At 43.6% G+C, this 17,134-nt stretch carries 15 protein-coding genes; 8 read left to right on the plus strand and 7 right to left on the minus strand.

The window, feature by feature from the left end:
• Nucleotides 1-64: 64 nt before the first annotated feature.
• From AB6805_RS02380 to AB6805_RS02410, 7 genes are all read left to right on the plus strand, one after another.
• Entirely contained in the window at nucleotides 65-1,741 is a 1,677-nt protein-coding gene (locus AB6805_RS02380) for a tetratricopeptide repeat protein (protein ID WP_370907864.1), read from the plus strand.
• Complete coding sequence (locus tag AB6805_RS02385; protein ID WP_370907865.1) at nucleotides 1,738-2,403, plus strand: response regulator; 666 nt, start codon at nucleotides 1,738-1,740, stop codon at nucleotides 2,401-2,403. Before AB6805_RS02380 ends, AB6805_RS02385 begins: the two co-directional genes overlap by 4 nt.
• A 102-nt stretch (nucleotides 2,404-2,505) precedes the next feature.
• Nucleotides 2,506-2,715, plus strand: a complete 210-nt coding sequence (locus AB6805_RS02390) for a hypothetical protein (protein WP_370907866.1) — start codon at nucleotides 2,506-2,508, stop codon at nucleotides 2,713-2,715.
• 284 nt (nucleotides 2,716-2,999) lie between these two features.
• Nucleotides 3,000-3,401 (plus strand): hypothetical protein, encoded by a 402-nt coding sequence (locus AB6805_RS02395; protein WP_370907867.1) that lies wholly within the window; start codon nucleotides 3,000-3,002, stop codon nucleotides 3,399-3,401.
• Between the two features lie 8 nt (nucleotides 3,402-3,409).
• Nucleotides 3,410-3,973 (plus strand): hypothetical protein, encoded by a 564-nt coding sequence (locus AB6805_RS02400; RefSeq protein ID WP_370907868.1) that lies wholly within the window; start codon nucleotides 3,410-3,412, stop codon nucleotides 3,971-3,973.
• Nucleotides 3,974-3,984: 11 nt separating this feature from the next.
• Nucleotides 3,985-4,977: a DUF4407 domain-containing protein gene (locus tag AB6805_RS02405; RefSeq protein ID WP_370907869.1), complete on the plus strand. Its 993-nt coding sequence runs from the start codon at nucleotides 3,985-3,987 to the stop codon at nucleotides 4,975-4,977.
• A 32-nt stretch (nucleotides 4,978-5,009) separates the two neighbouring features.
• Entirely contained in the window at nucleotides 5,010-6,095 is a 1,086-nt protein-coding gene (locus tag AB6805_RS02410; RefSeq protein WP_370907870.1) for a type I restriction endonuclease, read from the plus strand.
• Nucleotides 6,096-6,194: 99 nt separating this feature from the next.
• Here AB6805_RS02410 and AB6805_RS02415 read toward each other — a convergent pair whose 3' ends face one another.
• The 6 genes from AB6805_RS02415 to AB6805_RS02440 all read right to left on the minus strand — a co-directional run bounded on the left by AB6805_RS02415 (nucleotide 6,195) and on the right by AB6805_RS02440 (nucleotide 15,315).
• On the minus strand, nucleotides 6,195-7,427 hold the full coding sequence (locus AB6805_RS02415) for a TlpA family protein disulfide reductase (RefSeq protein ID WP_370907871.1): 1,233 nt from the start codon (nucleotides 7,425-7,427) through the stop codon (nucleotides 6,195-6,197).
• Nucleotides 7,428-7,460: 33 nt separating this feature from the next.
• Complete coding sequence (locus AB6805_RS02420; RefSeq protein WP_370907872.1) at nucleotides 7,461-8,792, minus strand: RagB/SusD family nutrient uptake outer membrane protein; 1,332 nt, start codon at nucleotides 8,790-8,792, stop codon at nucleotides 7,461-7,463.
• 10 nt (nucleotides 8,793-8,802) lie between these two features.
• A complete protein-coding gene (locus AB6805_RS02425; protein WP_370907873.1) occupies nucleotides 8,803-12,366 on the minus strand; it encodes a SusC/RagA family TonB-linked outer membrane protein in 3,564 nt (1,187 codons plus the stop codon).
• A 233-nt stretch (nucleotides 12,367-12,599) separates the two neighbouring features.
• On the minus strand, nucleotides 12,600-13,763 hold the full coding sequence (locus tag AB6805_RS02430) for a FecR family protein (protein ID WP_370907874.1): 1,164 nt from the start codon (nucleotides 13,761-13,763) through the stop codon (nucleotides 12,600-12,602).
• Between the two features lie 122 nt (nucleotides 13,764-13,885).
• Nucleotides 13,886-14,479: an RNA polymerase sigma factor gene (locus AB6805_RS02435; RefSeq protein WP_370907875.1), complete on the minus strand. Its 594-nt coding sequence runs from the start codon at nucleotides 14,477-14,479 to the stop codon at nucleotides 13,886-13,888.
• A 479-nt stretch (nucleotides 14,480-14,958) separates the two neighbouring features.
• A complete protein-coding gene (locus AB6805_RS02440) occupies nucleotides 14,959-15,315 on the minus strand; it encodes a winged helix-turn-helix transcriptional regulator (RefSeq protein WP_370907876.1) in 357 nt (118 codons plus the stop codon).
• Nucleotides 15,316-15,421: 106 nt separating this feature from the next.
• Between AB6805_RS02440 and AB6805_RS02445 the strand changes: the two genes are divergently transcribed.
• Nucleotides 15,422-16,180: an SDR family NAD(P)-dependent oxidoreductase gene (locus AB6805_RS02445; protein ID WP_370907877.1), complete on the plus strand. Its 759-nt coding sequence runs from the start codon at nucleotides 15,422-15,424 to the stop codon at nucleotides 16,178-16,180.
• Between the two features lie 46 nt (nucleotides 16,181-16,226).
• Here AB6805_RS02445 and AB6805_RS02450 read toward each other — a convergent pair whose 3' ends face one another.
• Nucleotides 16,227-17,132 (minus strand): helix-turn-helix domain-containing protein, encoded by a 906-nt coding sequence (locus AB6805_RS02450; protein ID WP_370907878.1) that lies wholly within the window; start codon nucleotides 17,130-17,132, stop codon nucleotides 16,227-16,229.
• Nucleotides 17,133-17,134 lie beyond the last annotated feature (2 nt).

The raw sequence follows: 17,134 nt of genomic DNA on the forward strand, positions 1-17,134 counted from the left end.
GCGTCCACCAATAATAATTCCTCAAAATTGAGAAATTCGATACTTTTAAGAGAAATAATTCTTAGTGCGCCCCTCAAACATTATCCTGACCCTACTCCTCAGCGGTTTTTTAGCCTGTACTTCCAACCAGGAACCCCCGCAACCGATTTCTGCACCCACGCTGGAAAAAGGAGAGTCTTTTTTCAATAACAACAACAACGATTCTGCCTTTTATTATTTTAATCTCGTTGCCACCGGGGCCACAGACAGTTTGGAAATTGCAATGGCCTACACTTATATGGGTATCATCCAGGCATATGAGGGAGACCATTACGGAGGACAGGAAAGCCTGTTGAAATCCCTTACTTATCTTGATGAACACAAAAAGGAAGACCAGGAATGCCTCAGCTCAATTTACCATGAGTTGGGCAATATCTGCCTTAACCTTAAAAACTATGACGCAGCTATCGACTACTATCGCAAGGCACTCAAATATATAAAACATCCGAAGGCCAGGACCATTGCCCTTAACAGCATAGCCCTTACTTACCAGAAAAAAGGCGACTATGACCAGGCTATCGATTTATACAGATCCCTGCTGGCTGAGAGTAAAAACAAAAAAGAATATGCCCGGGTACTTTCCAACTATGCCAAAACTAAATGGCTGAAAAACGCTGCATACTCCGCCGGCCCTGAGCTGCAACGTGCATTGCAAATCCGTAAGGATTCAAACGATATCAGGGGACTCAATGCCAGTTACGCGCATCTGTCAGACTATTATTCGCTCTCTCTCCCTGATTCAGCGCTTCATTATGCTGTGAGAAGGTACGAAATTGCCAGGGAAATGAACAGTCCTGACGACGAAGTCGAAGCACTTTCAAAACTTATTACCCTCAGCCCCACCAACCTGCTGAAACCATATTTTATCCGCTACCAACACCTGACGGATAGTATCCAAACGGCCCAGAACGCCGCGAAGAACCAATTCGCGTTAATCCGGTACGAAGCCGCAAAAAACAAAGCCGACAATCTTCAGCTGCAAAAGGATAATGCACAAAAGAAAACCCAGCTGGTGGTACAGCGGTTCATACTGGCGCTCACCATCCTGCTCTTCATTATCGCCGGAATCGCTTTAGTCCTTCGGTACCGCCGGCGCCGGCAACAGATTGAACTTGCATCCCGGCAGGCAATACAGGAATATCAGCTGAAAACCTCCCAGAAAGTGCATGACGTGGTAGCAAATGGCTTGTACCGCATCATGACGGAACTTGAGCACAAAGCGTCTGTAGATCAGGAGGAATTAATAGATAAGATCGAGGTGCTGTATGAGCAGTCCCGCGATATCTCCTACGAAAACCCCACTATCTCAAAGATCCCCTTTCATATTAAAATTGACAACCTGCTGGAATCTTTTGGCTCCGAACAAATCAAGGTCCTGATCTTCGGCAACGGTCCTGTGCTCTGGAGCCGGATCAGTGCGCAGATACAGCATGAAGTTGAACATATCCTGCAGGAATTAATGATCAATATGAAAAAACATAGCCAGGCTGATTCCGTGATGATAAAATTCGAATGTCAAAACAACCAGCTTCAGATTCTCTATACCGATAATGGCATCGGTATTTCCCCGCAAGTTAAGTATGGGAACGGACTGCAGAATACGGGAAACCGTATTAAAAGAATTGACGGGCAATATACATTTGAGCATCCTGCTAAAGGATTAAAAATTCACATTTCCATTCCAATAGCTCAATCCTTATGATTAAAAAGGTACTTATTGCTGAAGATATCGAAAGCGCCAATATTTCTCTGCAGAAAACACTGGAAGATCTAGCTATCACAGATATAGCACATTCCTATTATTGCGATGATGCCTTGTATAAGATCACACAGGCAGTTAAAGCCGGAAACTCCTTCGATCTCCTGATTACAGATTTATCATTCATTCAGGATGATCATAAGCAGGTATTATCTGGTGGTATAGCGCTAATTGCCGCTGCCCGGGAAGTACAACCCGATCTGAATATCCTGGTCTTCTCATTGGAAAACAAGCCGGCTGTTATTGACCAACTTTACAACAAGTACGACATAGACGGTTTTGTCGCAAAAGGCCGAAACGACATCCGGTCGCTGAAAGAAGCCATCAATGAAATAGCCCAGCACCGGCGTTATTTGCCATATCATATCAGGCAGTCGATCGACAAAAAGAACGCCTACTCATTCTCAGAATTTGATATCCTGATCATAACGCTGCTTGCACAGGGAATGCTGCAGAAAGACATACCCGCGCACCTTCAACGCAACGGGATAAAACCATCCGGCCTAAGCAGCGTAGAAAAGAAACTTAATCAGATGAAAGACGCACTTGGCTTTACCAAAAATGAACAGCTGGTGGCTCACTGCAAGGATTTAGGTGCTATATAAGCATCTTAAAAAAATTCCGGAAGAAAATAGCAGATTACGGTTTCCCATAAAAAAAGGAGTTGGATGGAATATACTTTTGTTTCATAAATTAAAAATGACACTATGAAACAGAACTATTACGTAAACAACAACGCCCAGCTCAACGGCGATCATGAAGTTCACGTCAGCACCTGCGAATACTTTCCCATGATGTATAACCGGACTTATCTGGGAGGATTTGAAACCTGCCAGGAGGCGGTTCGTGAAGCAACAAAACGCTACAAAAAAGCGAATGGCTGTATTCACTGTTGCAGGCTTTGCCATACAACTTAAACAATAATGCCAGTTCTTTTGCGCCCCTTGTCTTCAGAACCGATCGAACCATGAAACTCCTATATACCTGGCTGCTCATAAGCTATACTCATTGTAACCAAATAACGGTGTATATCTGCGACAGCAAAAGTGCTACAAAGTATCATTATAAACCGAATTGCCGTGGGTTAAGTAATTGTAAGCACCGAATCATCAGCATACCCCTTGAAAAAGCGATGGCAACCAGAACCCTTTGCAAGTGGGAGCAATAAATTATATTTCAATAAACTCCAACCTGTACTATTATGACAACTCCAAACGATGCGCCGTATAAATATTTGCAGTTTAAGGGAGACCAATTTTATCGCAGATATATTGAGGAAGATATTCCTGCGAAGTCGCCTCCGGCAACACCTCAAAAGCAGGACCTCCTGAACGTTAAATCGCATGGCAGTTATGGCGCCCTTCTATTTCACCCCAACTGGAAGGCAAGACGAAAAGAAATACTACACCGCGATATGCATCGTTGTGTGCATTGCCGTAGCGACAAAGACTTGCAGGTACATCACCGGCAATACCAGTTTATAGCAAGCGAGCAGAAGTTCCGCCTTCCCTGGGAGTACCCCGATCGCTTGCTCATTACGCTTTGCGAATCCTGTCATAATAAAGGGCATAATAAATATAAGGTACCGACCATCACTATTTAATAAAACATATGAGCCTCTTCAATATTTTCAACCGGCAACGCCAAAATGGTCACAACCATCATCTGGCAATTGAAAACGCAATACCCGATATCCCGGAAACTACTTTCATTGAAAAGGATGCACCGGGAGGCCAGCCTGACGGGAAAGCTGCTACACCACTCAATGGAGGACTACATCTTTTATACGATTTCCTCGACAAGAATTATGAATCCAAAGGGTATAATGATGCTTTGATAAATCCGGACTTCACTCATTTGGATCAAAATGTGATCGCGTTGAAGAATGACCTGGAAAGATCTATCCGGAAGGTAAAAACGTTTTACGACGACTTTATCCGGCAAATCAATTTCCACATCTCCAGCAGGAGCAGAAGCGGAATGATAGATACGGTGGAAGAGCTTACCGTGAAAAAAGAAATTGCCGAAAGCCACATCAGGCAGGTCAAAGAAATCGAAGAGCAGGCAAAGCTTAACGAGGGAGTCGGGCATGGCATCATTATCAGCTATACCCGCGGATTCAGGAATGGCCTTGCCGCAATTTCCAGTCACATCATCCTGAACAAAAACCTTTAAAACCCTGCACTATGAAACATCTCTGGATCCGTTTCGGCTGCTTCCTCACCGGATACAACTATAGTATCCTGCGGAACTGCAGCGAAGCCGCATTCAAATCCGTGAAGAAGTATACCGCAGCCATGCTGATCGTTTGCATTCTGTGGTTCTTTATTGGTTTTACTTTTGCCCACCGTTACCTGTCACTCAGTTTGCCGGGTTGCATACTGGCGGGGCTTCTCTCCATCGTCATCATTGTACAGGTTGAAAAGCAAATCATCTTATCCATCCATCCGAGCTGGCTACTACGATTTTTCAGATGCTGCCTGGCGCTAATTATGTCTGTTCTGGGCGCGGTGATCATCGATCAGATAATATTCGAAAAAGATATTGAAATAGAGAAGATTTCCTACGTTTCGAATAAGGTTGACAGTATACTACCCTCGAAAACCGAAGAATTAAGAAAGCAGATTGCGGCGCTGGACACGACGATTAATAAAAAAGAACAGGAAAAAGATAATTACATCGCAGATATCAGTAAACATACCACCACAACTGCCACAACTACGCAAACGGCAACCAGACGGGTACCCGTGGCAACAGTTACATCTTCAGGCAGGGATACCACCACCTGGAAAACGATAAGTGATATTACTGTCGGGACTACGCTGGTGCCAAATCCCAAAATAGCATTGCTCCCGTCCCTTGACTCCACCATTGGCGCTATGCGGCAACAAAGAGCACAAAAGGAAAACGATTTACTCCACATCAAGCCTGCACTTGAAAAAGAAATGAAAGCGAATACAGGATTCCTGGATGAGTTAACGATCATGATGCATATGTTGTCCGCATCTTCCGTTGCATTGGCTTTCTGGTGCCTGTGGATCCTGTTTTTCCTGTTTATAGAGATGCTGGTACTTTTCAGTAAGGCGAGCGACAAATCCAATGATTACGAAAAGGTGGTGCTGCACCACATGAACTTACAGATACGACGGCTCGAGGCCCTCGGAAAAGCAGTTCAGTAATAGAATTTCCATCAACATTAATAAAAAAACAAATGGATTTTAAAGATGAAATTAAACTCTTCGGCGACAAAGTCGAAAAGCTTAAAAACCAGATTCAAACAGAAGAGGCTACTAAAAATGCTTTTATCATGCCCTTCATTAAAGTACTGGGCTACGATGTATTTGACCCATTTGAAGTAATGCCGGAATTCATCGCAGATATCGGGATCAAGAAAGGCGAAAAAGTCGATTATGCAATCCTGAAAGAAGGTAAGCCTTCCATACTCATCGAGTGTAAGCATTGGGGAGAAAGCCTGGATCCGCACAACTCCCAGCTTTTCCGGTACTTCCACACTACAGCTGCTAAGTTCGGGCTATTGTCCAATGGAATAATTTACCGGTTTTATACAGATCTGGCAGAGCAGAATAAAATGGATGAAAAACCATTCTTTGAATTTAATGTTACGGATATAAAAGACAATCAGATTGAAGAACTAAAAAAATTCCACAAGTCATATTTCAACATAGAAAGCATTCAAACGACTGCAAGCGAGCTAAAATATATGAATGAGCTCAAAACGCTGATAAATGTTGAATTTCAAAATCCTTCTGAAGGGTTGATCAAGCTCTTTGCCAAACAGATATATAAGGGGATGTTAACTTCAAAAATTGTTGAGCAGCTGGGTACGCTTACCAAAAGATCAATACAACAATACATCAATGATCTGATAACTGAAAGGCTTAAATCTGCACTGAAAAAGGAAAATGAGGCTGCGCCATCTGATGCTGAAAAAGAATTAGCAACAACAAATGTAGAAGAAAAGGCCCCGGTGATTGAAACCACCGAAGAGGAAAAGGAAGGCTACATGATTGTAAAGACGATGCTCCGTCAAAAGATAAAACCGGCCAGGATAGCATATCGCGATGCTCAATCTTATTTCGCCATACTGCTGGATGATAATAATCGAAAAACGATATGCAGACTCTATTTTAACGGTGTACGAAAATACATTGGCACTTTTGACGAACAAAAAAAGGAAACGAGGACAGAGATTTTAACTATCGATGACCTTTTTAAATTCGAAGAGCTACTTCATAAGACAGTTGATTGGTATGATTCAGAAAAAGTTCAGGTGTAAACATGCTAAGTATATAACAGGATAAAAAAATGGAGCTAACGATAATGTTAGCCCCATTTTTTTTATCTGACGCTTCCGGATACGCCGGAACTTAAAATACTACATCAGCAGCCGATCAAACTGAGTCCTTAATTCCGGATCGGAAGGTCTCTTTGCATCACCGTCCACTATTTTCCCTTTGGGATCAATCAGGATAAACCTCGGGATGGAATTGATGTTGAATTTTTTAATAAACTCAGAGTTGAAGTCCTTATCAGCCATTAACTGTATCCCACCCAGTTGATTGTCTTTCACATAACTGCTCCATTTAGCTTTGTCATCTTTTTTGTCCACCGATAAGCTTACAAAATGGATATTTTTACCTTCATAATCATGTTCTACTTTTTGCAGAAACGGGATTTCAGCTTTGCAGGGTGCGCACCAGGTTGCCCATACATCAATATAAACGTACTTACCTCTCAACGATTTCAATGGCACTGTTTTACCACTGACGTCTACATACACAAATTCCGGTGAAGGGCCATTTCCTGTCATCATCTTGTAGTTTGCATATATGGCTTCGATCTCCTTCTTATGCGCTGCATTTTTGGAACTGCTCATAAAGTTATTGTAAGCATTTTCCTTGGCAGCGCTGTCTTTAACCATTTTAAGGATTTCGGTGGTATACTGATAATTCAATTGGTCCTGTACAAATCCTGCGGGAATTTCTGCTTTCACTACCTTCAGTTTTACAATAGGCATACCAGCGTAACCGAGGGTGGTGTCCTGCATGTATTTACGATTTCTCAGGTAGGTGATGTAGTCGCCCATCCAGTTACGATAAGCTGCAGATCTCTTGAACAGCGCTTCGTTATCCAGGTCCGGGTTTTCATACACCTTTTCCATTAACGCTTTCCGTTCCTCCTGTGGCAGGCTTTTTACAAAGGCTTTTTCCTGTGCTTTTGTTATGAGTGCTATAAAGTTTGTATCACCCTTTTTGGTAGTTACCACTTTTTCCAGCTCTGCCATACCCAAAGAGTCCATACCATAAAGGCTAACAAACCAGCTCATGGCTACTTTAGCGTGGTAGTCCACATCTTTGCGGGCCAGGGTTTGCAGCGCCGGTGTTTTTTGTTTGGCAATTTCAGGTTCCATCGCTTTCCGGTAGGCCAGCAGCTGTTGTTCTACTTCCGCAACCGGCATGACATAGAGTTTGTAAAGGTATGTGCCGTTGTCCATAGGCAGATAATTAGCCAGGGCTTTGTCTTTGCCTGGTACAAGGTCATCTGTAAGACCCGACTTATTTGTCTGCGCAAAGCCTGCAAGACTAAATGCTGCTAAGGCTAAACTCATGATTGTTGTTTTCATATATTTTCGTCTGTAATTTTATTTGTGATTTAATTCCATGCCGGGGTTAAATGCGCTGACACGGATAGGTATTTCAAATGTATATTTGGGACTATGTGGTGACAATGATGCTTCAACAACCTGTGTAGTGGGGTTTATCCGTTTCACTTCGGGCATCCTTCCCTGCTGGTCGAGGCGTTTCATGTCGTACCACCGAAGGCCGCTATATGCCAGTTCCCGCCGGCGTTCAGCAAGCACTTTTACCAGTGCATCTTCAGCCGATGTAGCTGATTGATCTACGTAACCGGCTGTTCTGATCCTGTTTTTCCGGAGCAGGTTAACCACACTCATCGCATCATCAAACTTCCCTTCTCTTGCCAGCAGCTCTGCCCTGGTCAGGTACATTTCCGGAAACGTAATCCCGAAATTATATTCACCCGGTAAAGATGAACGCCCTAACCCATTATTATTCGTTACCGTTAAAAATTCATAACGAATGTCTGCATCATCAAAATAAGTCTTCAGGTCGGCAGAATACAGCATAAAAATAGGCGATCCGCTCTCCGCAGCCCGCTGCCAGAGCACTTCCGGGTTAAGATCATAAACAGGCATCAAGTCGCTGTTAGCATATGTATTATAATTCAACAAGGCATGTGGCGCCTGCAAAGCCATATCCGTATATTTTTTTGCATTCACATAATCGGCCATGTACAGGTAAATCCTGGACAACAGGCCATAGGCTATATATTTTGTTACCCGGTAGCGGTTTACATTACTGGTGGGCAAGGCATCAATGGCCGTAGTTACGTCATTGATCATTGTATCCAGTGTGTTTTTTAACGACGATCTGGCCGGCGCCTTGTCGTTCACATCTGTACTGGTTACAAGCGGCAATCCGGGATCTGAGGCTGCGGTGGCCGGATCATAGGCCTTTGCAAACACCGTAAGCAGGTCCATGTAACAATTGGCCCGTATCACCAGCGCTTCCCCATATACGCTTTGCTTTTGTGCCGCTGTGCCATCAATTGCTGTCTTCACCCCGCTAATAATAACATTGGCAGAATAAATACTGCGATACAGCGGGCCCCAAACATCCGGGCTTACCTTTTCATTCATCGTTAAAATGGAACGCCAGTAGTAGCCGTTGGCGGTTGACGACTGCGCCGTAGCATCGAAAGTATTGAGGTTATCATCGGCAAAATCGAGCAGGTTTATGGGAAATGTTTGGGTCATGCTGGGCGCATTCAGCAGCCCCTCGTAGTCCGCCACATTTTCCGGTATGATGATCCCTTTGGGCGTTACATCCAGGAATTTTTTACAGGAGGATGCCGCAACAGCAATGAAGAATAGTAAGATATATTTATTTCTCATGATGATCATACTAAAAGTTTGTAGAAAAAGTAAAACTATATAATGGCTGGGTTTCCAGTCTGCGGATTCCCGACAGCCGGTCAATCGCATCCGGGTCAATGTCATTTCCACTAAAAGTATAACGGAAAGGATTTTGTGCCTGGAAACGCAGCTGTGCATTTCTCAGCCCGGCATTTTCCAGGAACTTCGCCTTGGCGCGGTAGGTAACGATCAGGTCCCTCAAACGTATGTAGTCTGCTTTACGCACAAATCGGGCGGCATATTGATAACCGTACAATGCGGTAGATTGATAATATCCGGGCGCACTGCTATTCGATTCTGTATATCCCGGAATAATAGTTTTGTTTTCATCTCCGGCTGTTTTCCAGAAATTGGTGGAACCCTGGAGCGGAAATGCCGACCAGGAGTCGATATTATTGGGATTGGGCTGCTCTACCCGCATCACATGTCCGCCATAATACATCAGCAAAAAGGACACATCAAAAGCACCAATACTAAACTGGTTATTGAATCCCATTACATATTTGGGCGTTGTTGTTCCGCTATAGATCAGATCTTCTTTAGTCACATCTACAACGCCGTTGCCAAAACTATACAGCGTAAGCACTTTCTGGTTGCCGTTTCTGTCCAGTACATAAGGTTGCCCCATCTTGTTCAGGCCACCATAATTGTAGCTGTAGATGGCGCCAAGCGGAAGTCCCTTTACCGGGGTAGTGGCGCTTGTAATGAGTTGCGAATTGGCAAACTCCGTGGCTTTCACGGCTAAAACCTTGTTGTTGTTAAACGATGCAGTAAGCTGCGTGCGCCAGGTAAACTTGTGCCGCCTTATGTTCAGGCTGTTGATAAGAATTTCCAGCCCCTTGTTTTCGATGGATGCCGTGTTAGCATTGTATTGATTAAATCCGGTGGTAGGATCAGCATCAAACTGCCCGAATACGTCCTTTGTTCTCTTTATGTAATAATCTACTGAGCCTGAAATCCTGCTTTTGAAAAAACTATAATCTATGCCCAGGTTATAGTTTTGCGTGGTTTCCCATCTCAGCGACCGGTTTTTCGGCGACTGCACTTCATTATAAGCCAATGGTGTGTTAAGACTTGTATTCAAAGCCGAGTTGAGTATTAAAAATGCACCATTGTTGCTGGTCGGTACATTTCCGTTGAACCCTGTTGCCGCCCTCAGTTGTAACTCGTCAATCCACTGGTGTTGCTTAATAAATTCTTCTTCTCCAAGCCGCCAGTTTAGCCCTGCGGACCATAAAGGTTTATTCCTATATTTCGGATCAACACCAAACAGGTTTGACTGGTCTATTCTGAAACTTCCCGTGGCCACATATTTCGACTTATAGATGTAAGTTCCCTGTCCGTAATAAGACATAAACCGCCTGTCTGATGAAGTTTCACCAAAATAATAGTTGCTGTAGAACCTGGTACCGCCACCGAATGTGCTAAACATAAATGCCGGCGTAACAGTAGCGTTGAGCGCCCCCATGTTTATGGGCTTCACAATCAGGGATTGACCATCGTAACCAAAAAAAGTCGTGGTATAACCATCATTAGTGGTCTTTTTTTGCTCCACTCCCAGTATTCCGGACAAACTGTGGTCTCCCCCGCTAAAACTATGATTGAAGTTTAACTGGCCCCTTACTGTATAATTGCTCAGTTTTTGTGAATTTCTTGTCAGGATATTGCCCCGGGGCATATTTGTAAAAAGTGCTTTTCCGGTAACCGGGTCCTTCAATGCCATCGAGTTAATCAGCTGTCGTGCACGGAAAGCATCATCGGTTTGCAGCTGATCGTTAAGCATATTCTGATTTTCATAATTTCCGCCAAGGTCTACATTAAGCCAGTTGGTGATCTTAGAATTTAATCTTCCCTGGAACCTGACCGCGGAAGTTTTAAAGGTATTCCTGTTACTGCTTAATTCACGGTAAGGGTAATACAACATATCGTAAAGACCTGCTGCTTTGATGCTTTCATTATAAGCAGTGGTGATGGCGGCTGAAAGATAGTCACGGCCCGGCCCCAGGGCAACCGGCATGGCGTTACCCTTGTCATCTGTTAAATGTTCATAAGGAAAAAAATCGTTGTAACCCGGCGTCACAGCGTTTTTATCTGTACTATTTGTATAAGTACCCTTGAAGTCAAAACTGAACCTTTTGGAAATTTTAATGGTGTTGGCCAGGTTAAGGTTAAACTGTTCGTTATTCGAATTCCTGTTTACCGGTGTTTCACCAATGTAATTGATGCCAATCATATAAGTACTGACATCAGTACCGCCACTCACATCCAGGTTTACATTTTTCACCTGCCGTTGCTGATAAAACAGGCGTTCATAATCGGCGAGGTTGTCGTACGAGCCCAGTGCAGCCAGCTGCTGATCCACCTGCGCCTGGGTTAGCGCCGGGTTGGTTACGTCCGCTCCGGGTCCCTTAAACAGGATCTCCTCCGCAGGATTCATTTTGAAATATCCATAGTCATAAAGAAAGCGGGAAGGCTTTGAGATATAAAAATTTTCACGCTGCAACTGAACAAACTCATCTGCATGGATATACTTCAGGTAACTAAAATCAGGTTTGGCCTGGATGGCCAACGAGCTGTTGAAGCTAAACGTTGGCTTGCCGGATTTTCCACGCCTTGTTTCTACAATGATCACCCCGTTAGAAGCCCTTGCCCCATAAATAGATGCCGCCGCGGCATCCCGCAATACAGAAACGGAAATGATATCGTTCGGGTTAATTGTTCTCAGGTCTATTTCCGTAGGAAAGCCGTCCAGCACAATTAGCGGCTGTTTAACCGCGTCAAAGGTAGACACCCCGCGAATGGTCAACTCACCTGTTTGCCCGTTGTAAACAAGCCCTGGAACCTTTCCCTCCAGGCTTTCCAGGAAGTTGCCCGTAATGGCTTCCCGCTGATGGTAATCCGCCTCGCTTACCGTGGAGGCCGCGCCGGTTAACTGATCACGCTTGATTTTCTGATAACCGGTATTGATGATAACATTGACTTCATCAAGCTTACTGGTAGTCCGTTCCATTGTTATAACGGCCGATGCAGCGCCCGCCTTCACTTCTTTCTCCTTGTATCCCAGGTAGGTAATTAACAGTATCGCATTTTCATCCACTTTGGGAAAATAGAATTCGCCTTTTTCATTGGCCACAGCAACCCTCGTTGTTCCTTTTAACCGGATGACAGCACCGATAAGCGCCTCTCCTTTTTCGCCGAGCACCTGCCCCTTCACATCAATCTCCTTAGCGGCAGTTATCAGCTTATCAATGAACGAAGGTGATTTTTCCTTAATCAATACCGACTTGTCTTCAATCACAAATTCAAAAGGCTGGTTTTCCTGTAACTTCTCCAGCACTGCTCTCAGCGCAGCATTCCTGATATCAATACTAACAGGTTTTGCTTTCTTAAGCATGGCGTCCGAAACGAAAAAATCATAGCCACTTTGCGTGCTGATTTTGTTGAACACGGCTTCTAGCGTGGTATTCCTTTCAGACAAAGTGATGCTTTGCGCATACGAACTTGCGCTTACCTGCAAAATGGCCACAAATAATATGACGGTGGTTAGCCTCATAGTCAGGAATAATTTACGCACAAGGCACGGAGGAGCCCATAGTTTTTGGTTGTAAAAACTGTACATTTGTTTGGTTGGTTTTTGCATTTGTCTTTTTCATTTTCGAGATGGCTAAAGACAAAAAGCGATGAATTGATATAAAATTTGATTTTGGTAGACCAACTTTAAGCAGGTACCGTTTCAAACCGGTACCTGTTTTATTCCGGGCCAATGAGACCCTTATGCAGCTATTCTTATCTGATAACGATTACCCTCCTTCCTTCTACTTTAAATTTGATTGATTGCCCAGCCTCCATTAATTGGAGTACCTGGTTTATATGCTTGGACCGGGAGATCCGTCCGGTAAATTTCTCCTCTGGCAACCCCGACTCATATGATACCTCTATATCATACCATCGTGATAATTTCTGCATGATACTTTGAATACTCTCATGATTAAATTGAAAGTAACCACTTTTCCAGGCCACCATGGCTTCCGGATCTACGTCCGTGATTTTCATTTTGTCGTTGTTTAAAACGGCATACTGGTTTGGCTTTAACCTATAGCGTGATGAAGTTTTCTGCGCATGATGTGCTTCGGTGGCATAAATGTCAACGCTGCCTTCCAGTAAAGTAGTTTCTACCGTTGGCTCATCTTTGTAGGCTTTGATGTTAAAATGGGTACCCAGCACTTCAAGTTCCTGCCCCCTGCTTTCAACGATGAAGGGGCGCGCTTTATCCTTGGCCACTTCAAAATAGGCTTCACCTTCCAGTTTAACCCTGCGTTGCCGCAGTTCATTCAGGTTTCCGGTATAAGTTAAACCCGAAGCAGCATTAAGCCATACTTTAGTCCCGTCAGATAAAGTGACCTGGTAGGTGCCACCACGGGGAGTGCTCAGTGTCATCTCAACAGCGCGCAACGACCGGAGATCTGCTGCATTCGCCCGGGAGGACGGGTCTGCTCCCGGGGCAACAGCCGTATGATCGTTATAGGTCAAACTATCCCCAACAACAATTCCCGTTTTGGAACTACTGAGCGTAATGGCTTTACCGTTAGCAAATGTTAATGTTGCAGTAGCTTTTCCCGGGGCAATGTCGTTTCTATACCTCGTTTCATTCTGAACTTGTTCCCGGAGGGCGGTATGGCTGTTAAAGAACCAAACACCAATTAATATTCCCCCGATAGCCGCGGCAACAGCAGTAATACGCGGCCAGATCCTTCTCGTTTTTGTATATGATTTAAGCGGAAGCCTTGCTTTTAAAAAATCATAACTTTCCTTTAACTGTTCATCACTAAGGGAATCTTTAGATGCTGCCGAGGCAGAGAGGTACCATTGGTTCAGACGCAACTGTTCCTCAGCACTTAGTTCACCTTTTTCATATTTGTCCAGGAATGCTTTTGCCTTCTTTTTATTCACGGTATTTGATAAAGGGATTTGCCCCCTATTATAAATGACAGCTGTGTAGGCACTTTGACATAGATCATTCTAAAAAAAACTTTTTCTTAGGACCTGCAATGGTGGCATCAAGTCTAAAAAGATCACAGGAAGGGGAACGGGAAAGGGGGAAAGATGGACAGGTAAGTATTGATTTTGGACTTTAAAACCTTTAAGGCATTGTACACCTGTTGTCGGGCAGTACGGTCTGTAATGCCCAACCGGTCGGCAATTTCTTTATAGCTCAAGTCTTCTATCTTGTATAGGATAAACACTTCCCGCATTTTTTCGGGCAGGGCCCTGATCTCCTTTTCAATCAATGCCGACAGCTCCTTTTCATATATTCTATCATCTGAATCGGTATGTGTGCCCTCCATACAGGCAACGATAGCATCGGCATAGCGCTCTACAATTTTCTGGTGCGACTTCTGATTAAATATCCTGTTGCGGGTAGCGGTATAGAGGTAAGCACCCAATGAGACAGTCAGGTTCAGGCTTTCCCTTTTCTGCCACAGGTTAAACAATACATCCTGTACCACATCATTAGCGGCGTCATGATCAGCCAATAGTTTATAGGCGTGCGCCACCAGCATCATCGAATAACGCTCAAAAATTTCGGTATAGGCCCCCTCGTCACCCTTTGACAACAGGGCAGCGAGACGCAAATCAGTTAATTCTTTGTAGATTCTGGTTGGCATTTCTCTACTATGTAGGTTTAAATCATTCGGCGATGTTCGCGTCAAACCGACTAAGGCGCCCGTAACAGATAAGTACGAAACTAATAAATTTCTAAAATGTATGTTTCACTGACAGTGTTTCTTCGTTGATTTTGGTCAAAGTGTAAATCCTGGTTACACGATCTGTTATGCTGTAAACGCCTGAACTTTTAATGGAAATATTCCCGCACCCACTTGTTTAATGATCAGCTAATTTATGAATTTAGTGCTAATTAAACTTTATATTATTAATAACTGTCCCGGAAATCATATTGCCATCCACCGTAAAACTCAATGCTGGTCGACATATAACCAGCCCGGCAGCATTTTTAGCAATGTATTCACTTATTAATTAATTTAAGTGTCACTTATACAATAAAAAAATAACTACATATATAAAGATCGTCCCTGGCAACCAGCGACAGATTATACAAAATGATTATTTCAGTGGATTGAATTTATTATTTCCCGACAATTTTCTTCCGGTGTACAATGCCCCAATCTGTCAGATTGCTGATGATGGTTTGTAGCGTATCACCGTGTTCCGTAAGCTCATATTGAACCGTTATGGGTTGGGTATCTAAAACGGTTCGCTTTACCAACTGGTTTACTTCTAATTCCTTTAACTCTTTGCTCAACATCCTGTTGGAAATTCCTTCTACATCATTCAAAATATCTGAAAACCGTCTTTTGCCGTAACAGCAAATAGAAGAGATGATAGCAATCTTCCATTTCCCATTCAGCACGTCCATTGAATCCTGAACAGCTTTCATTCTTTTCTTTTGTTCCTGTTGGAACTCTTCTATTTTACACCCCATAATGTTACTTTGTTACATCTATGTTACTGTTACTTTTCAGCACGAAGTTACTAATAATAACTTACCAGTCCTACCTTTGTTACTCAAGCATTAAAAAAAAGAAACAATGAGTAGGTTAAAGAACAAAATAGCGGTGGTTACAGGTGCTTCAAAAGGAATAGGCGCATCTATTGCCAAATATTTTGCGGCAGAAGGCGCAAAGGTAGTTGTGAATTATGCCACAAGTAAAGAAGGCGCAGATAGCGTGGTTAAGGAGATAACTGACAATGGAGGCATCGCCATTTCAGTACAGGCCGATGTATCGAAAGAAGCGGATGTAACCAGGCTGTTTGAAGAAACAAAAAAGGCTTTCGGCGCGTTGGACATTTTGGTAAACAACGCGGCCTTTCAAGGATACACGCCTATTGAACTGGTATCAGCGGAAAGCTTTCATCAGCATTTCAACACCAACGTTTTGGGAGCTATACTTACTATCCAGGCATCTTTGAAACTGTTTAGCGGTAAAGGCGGCAATATCATCAACATCAGTTCGGGCGCCAGCAAAATGCCGCTTCCTGCAGCCTCGTTGTACTCTGCAACCAAAGCGGCATTAGATGCCATAACGATTTCCTTGTCGAAAGAACTGGGCGCAAAAAACATCCGTATCAATTCCATTTTGCCGGGCGCTACGGAAACGGAAGGAGCACGTAGCGCCGGCGTCACGACTGGCAGTGAGTATGAAACAATGTTTATTGCCAATACGCCGCTTGGCCGTAGAGGCCAGCCTGAAGATATTGCGAAAGCCGCCGTATTTCTTGCGTCAGACGATGCAGCCTGGATTACGGGAGAGCAGATTTCTGTTTCGGGTGGTATGTATGGTTTTTAAGTTGCTTTCAAATCCCTGCTTCCGGATGAAGCAGGGATTTTCTTTGCTAATTGAAAGATTGCCTGAACTTGTTTGGTGAAAGAGCAGTATTTCGTTTAAATAATTTATTGAAGGATTGTGGGTGTTCAAAACCCAATTGGTAGGCGATTTCGGCAATATTCATACGGGTAGTTGTCAGCATCACCTTAGCCCTTTCTATTAACCGGTCATGAATATGCTGCTGTGTGCTTTGCCCTGTTAGTGTTTTGAGCATATCCGTCAGATATCTGGGCGAAACGTTGAGATGCCGGGCAACCTCCTGGACAGTAGGTATTCCATCTATGTGGTCTGTGAAGCGAATAGCCAGGAAGCTATTCATTTGACTGATCAGGTCATTATTGACAGCTTTCCGGGTAAGGAACTGACGGTTATAAAACCGGTTACTGTAATTAAGCAGCAATTCAATCTGTGAAACCAACACGTCCTGGCTAAAAGCGTCAGTATTATTATCCAGTTCGGTGGCAATACTTTCAAACAGGGTACCAATTACTTTCTTCTCTTTATCAGAAAGAAACAAGGCTTCATTTACTGCGTAAGCGAAGAAACCATATTGATCCATGTTTTTGCCTAATGGATAATTGCGGATAAGATCAGCATGAAAATACAGCGTATAGCCCTCGTAGCTGCTTTCATCGCCAGTCATAGTAACCAGTTGATTGGGCGCTAAAAAAGCCAGGCCGCCTTCTTCAAAGTCATAATAGCCCTGCCCGTATTTAACCTGACCTCTGAAATTTTGTTTAAAGGAGATCTTATAAAAGTCGATCAAAAAACTTCTTCCTGCGTTTTCACGGCTGATCCTGGTAGCATCGTAATTGACTACAGCCACCAAAGGATGCAGGGGTTTGGGCATACCCATTCCCCTCATCAATTCAGAAATGCTTTTAAATACAATGGGTTGCTGTGCAGGTTTCATGA

It is taken from the genome of Chitinophaga sp. RCC_12 (assembly GCF_041360695.1).
GTDB lineage: Bacteria > Bacteroidota > Bacteroidia > Chitinophagales > Chitinophagaceae > Chitinophaga.

Excerpts from the sequence above, each read along its gene's own strand:
- AB6805_RS02385 (WP_370907865.1), top strand. The coding sequence starts at position 1,738 with ATGATTAAAAAGGTACTTATTGCTGAAGATATCGAAAGCGCCAATATT.
- AB6805_RS02390 (WP_370907866.1), top strand. The coding sequence starts at position 2,506 with ATGAAACAGAACTATTACGTAAACAACAACGCCCAGCTCAACGGCGAT.
- AB6805_RS02395 (WP_370907867.1), top strand. The coding sequence starts at position 3,000 with ATGACAACTCCAAACGATGCGCCGTATAAATATTTGCAGTTTAAGGGA.
- AB6805_RS02400 (WP_370907868.1), top strand. The coding sequence starts at position 3,410 with ATGAGCCTCTTCAATATTTTCAACCGGCAACGCCAAAATGGTCACAAC.
- AB6805_RS02405 (WP_370907869.1), top strand. The coding sequence starts at position 3,985 with ATGAAACATCTCTGGATCCGTTTCGGCTGCTTCCTCACCGGATACAAC.
- AB6805_RS02410 (WP_370907870.1), top strand. The coding sequence starts at position 5,010 with ATGGATTTTAAAGATGAAATTAAACTCTTCGGCGACAAAGTCGAAAAG.
- AB6805_RS02415 (WP_370907871.1), bottom strand. The coding sequence starts at position 7,427 with ATGAGTTTAGCCTTAGCAGCATTTAGTCTTGCAGGCTTTGCGCAGACA.
- AB6805_RS02420 (WP_370907872.1), bottom strand. The coding sequence starts at position 8,792 with ATGAGAAATAAATATATCTTACTATTCTTCATTGCTGTTGCGGCATCC.
- AB6805_RS02425 (WP_370907873.1), bottom strand. The coding sequence starts at position 12,366 with ATGAGGCTAACCACCGTCATATTATTTGTGGCCATTTTGCAGGTAAGC.
- AB6805_RS02435 (WP_370907875.1), bottom strand. The coding sequence starts at position 14,479 with ATGCCAACCAGAATCTACAAAGAATTAACTGATTTGCGTCTCGCTGCC.
- AB6805_RS02440 (WP_370907876.1), bottom strand. The coding sequence starts at position 15,315 with ATGGGGTGTAAAATAGAAGAGTTCCAACAGGAACAAAAGAAAAGAATG.
- AB6805_RS02445 (WP_370907877.1), top strand. The coding sequence starts at position 15,422 with ATGAGTAGGTTAAAGAACAAAATAGCGGTGGTTACAGGTGCTTCAAAA.
- AB6805_RS02450 (WP_370907878.1), bottom strand. The coding sequence starts at position 17,132 with ATGAAACCTGCACAGCAACCCATTGTATTTAAAAGCATTTCTGAATTG.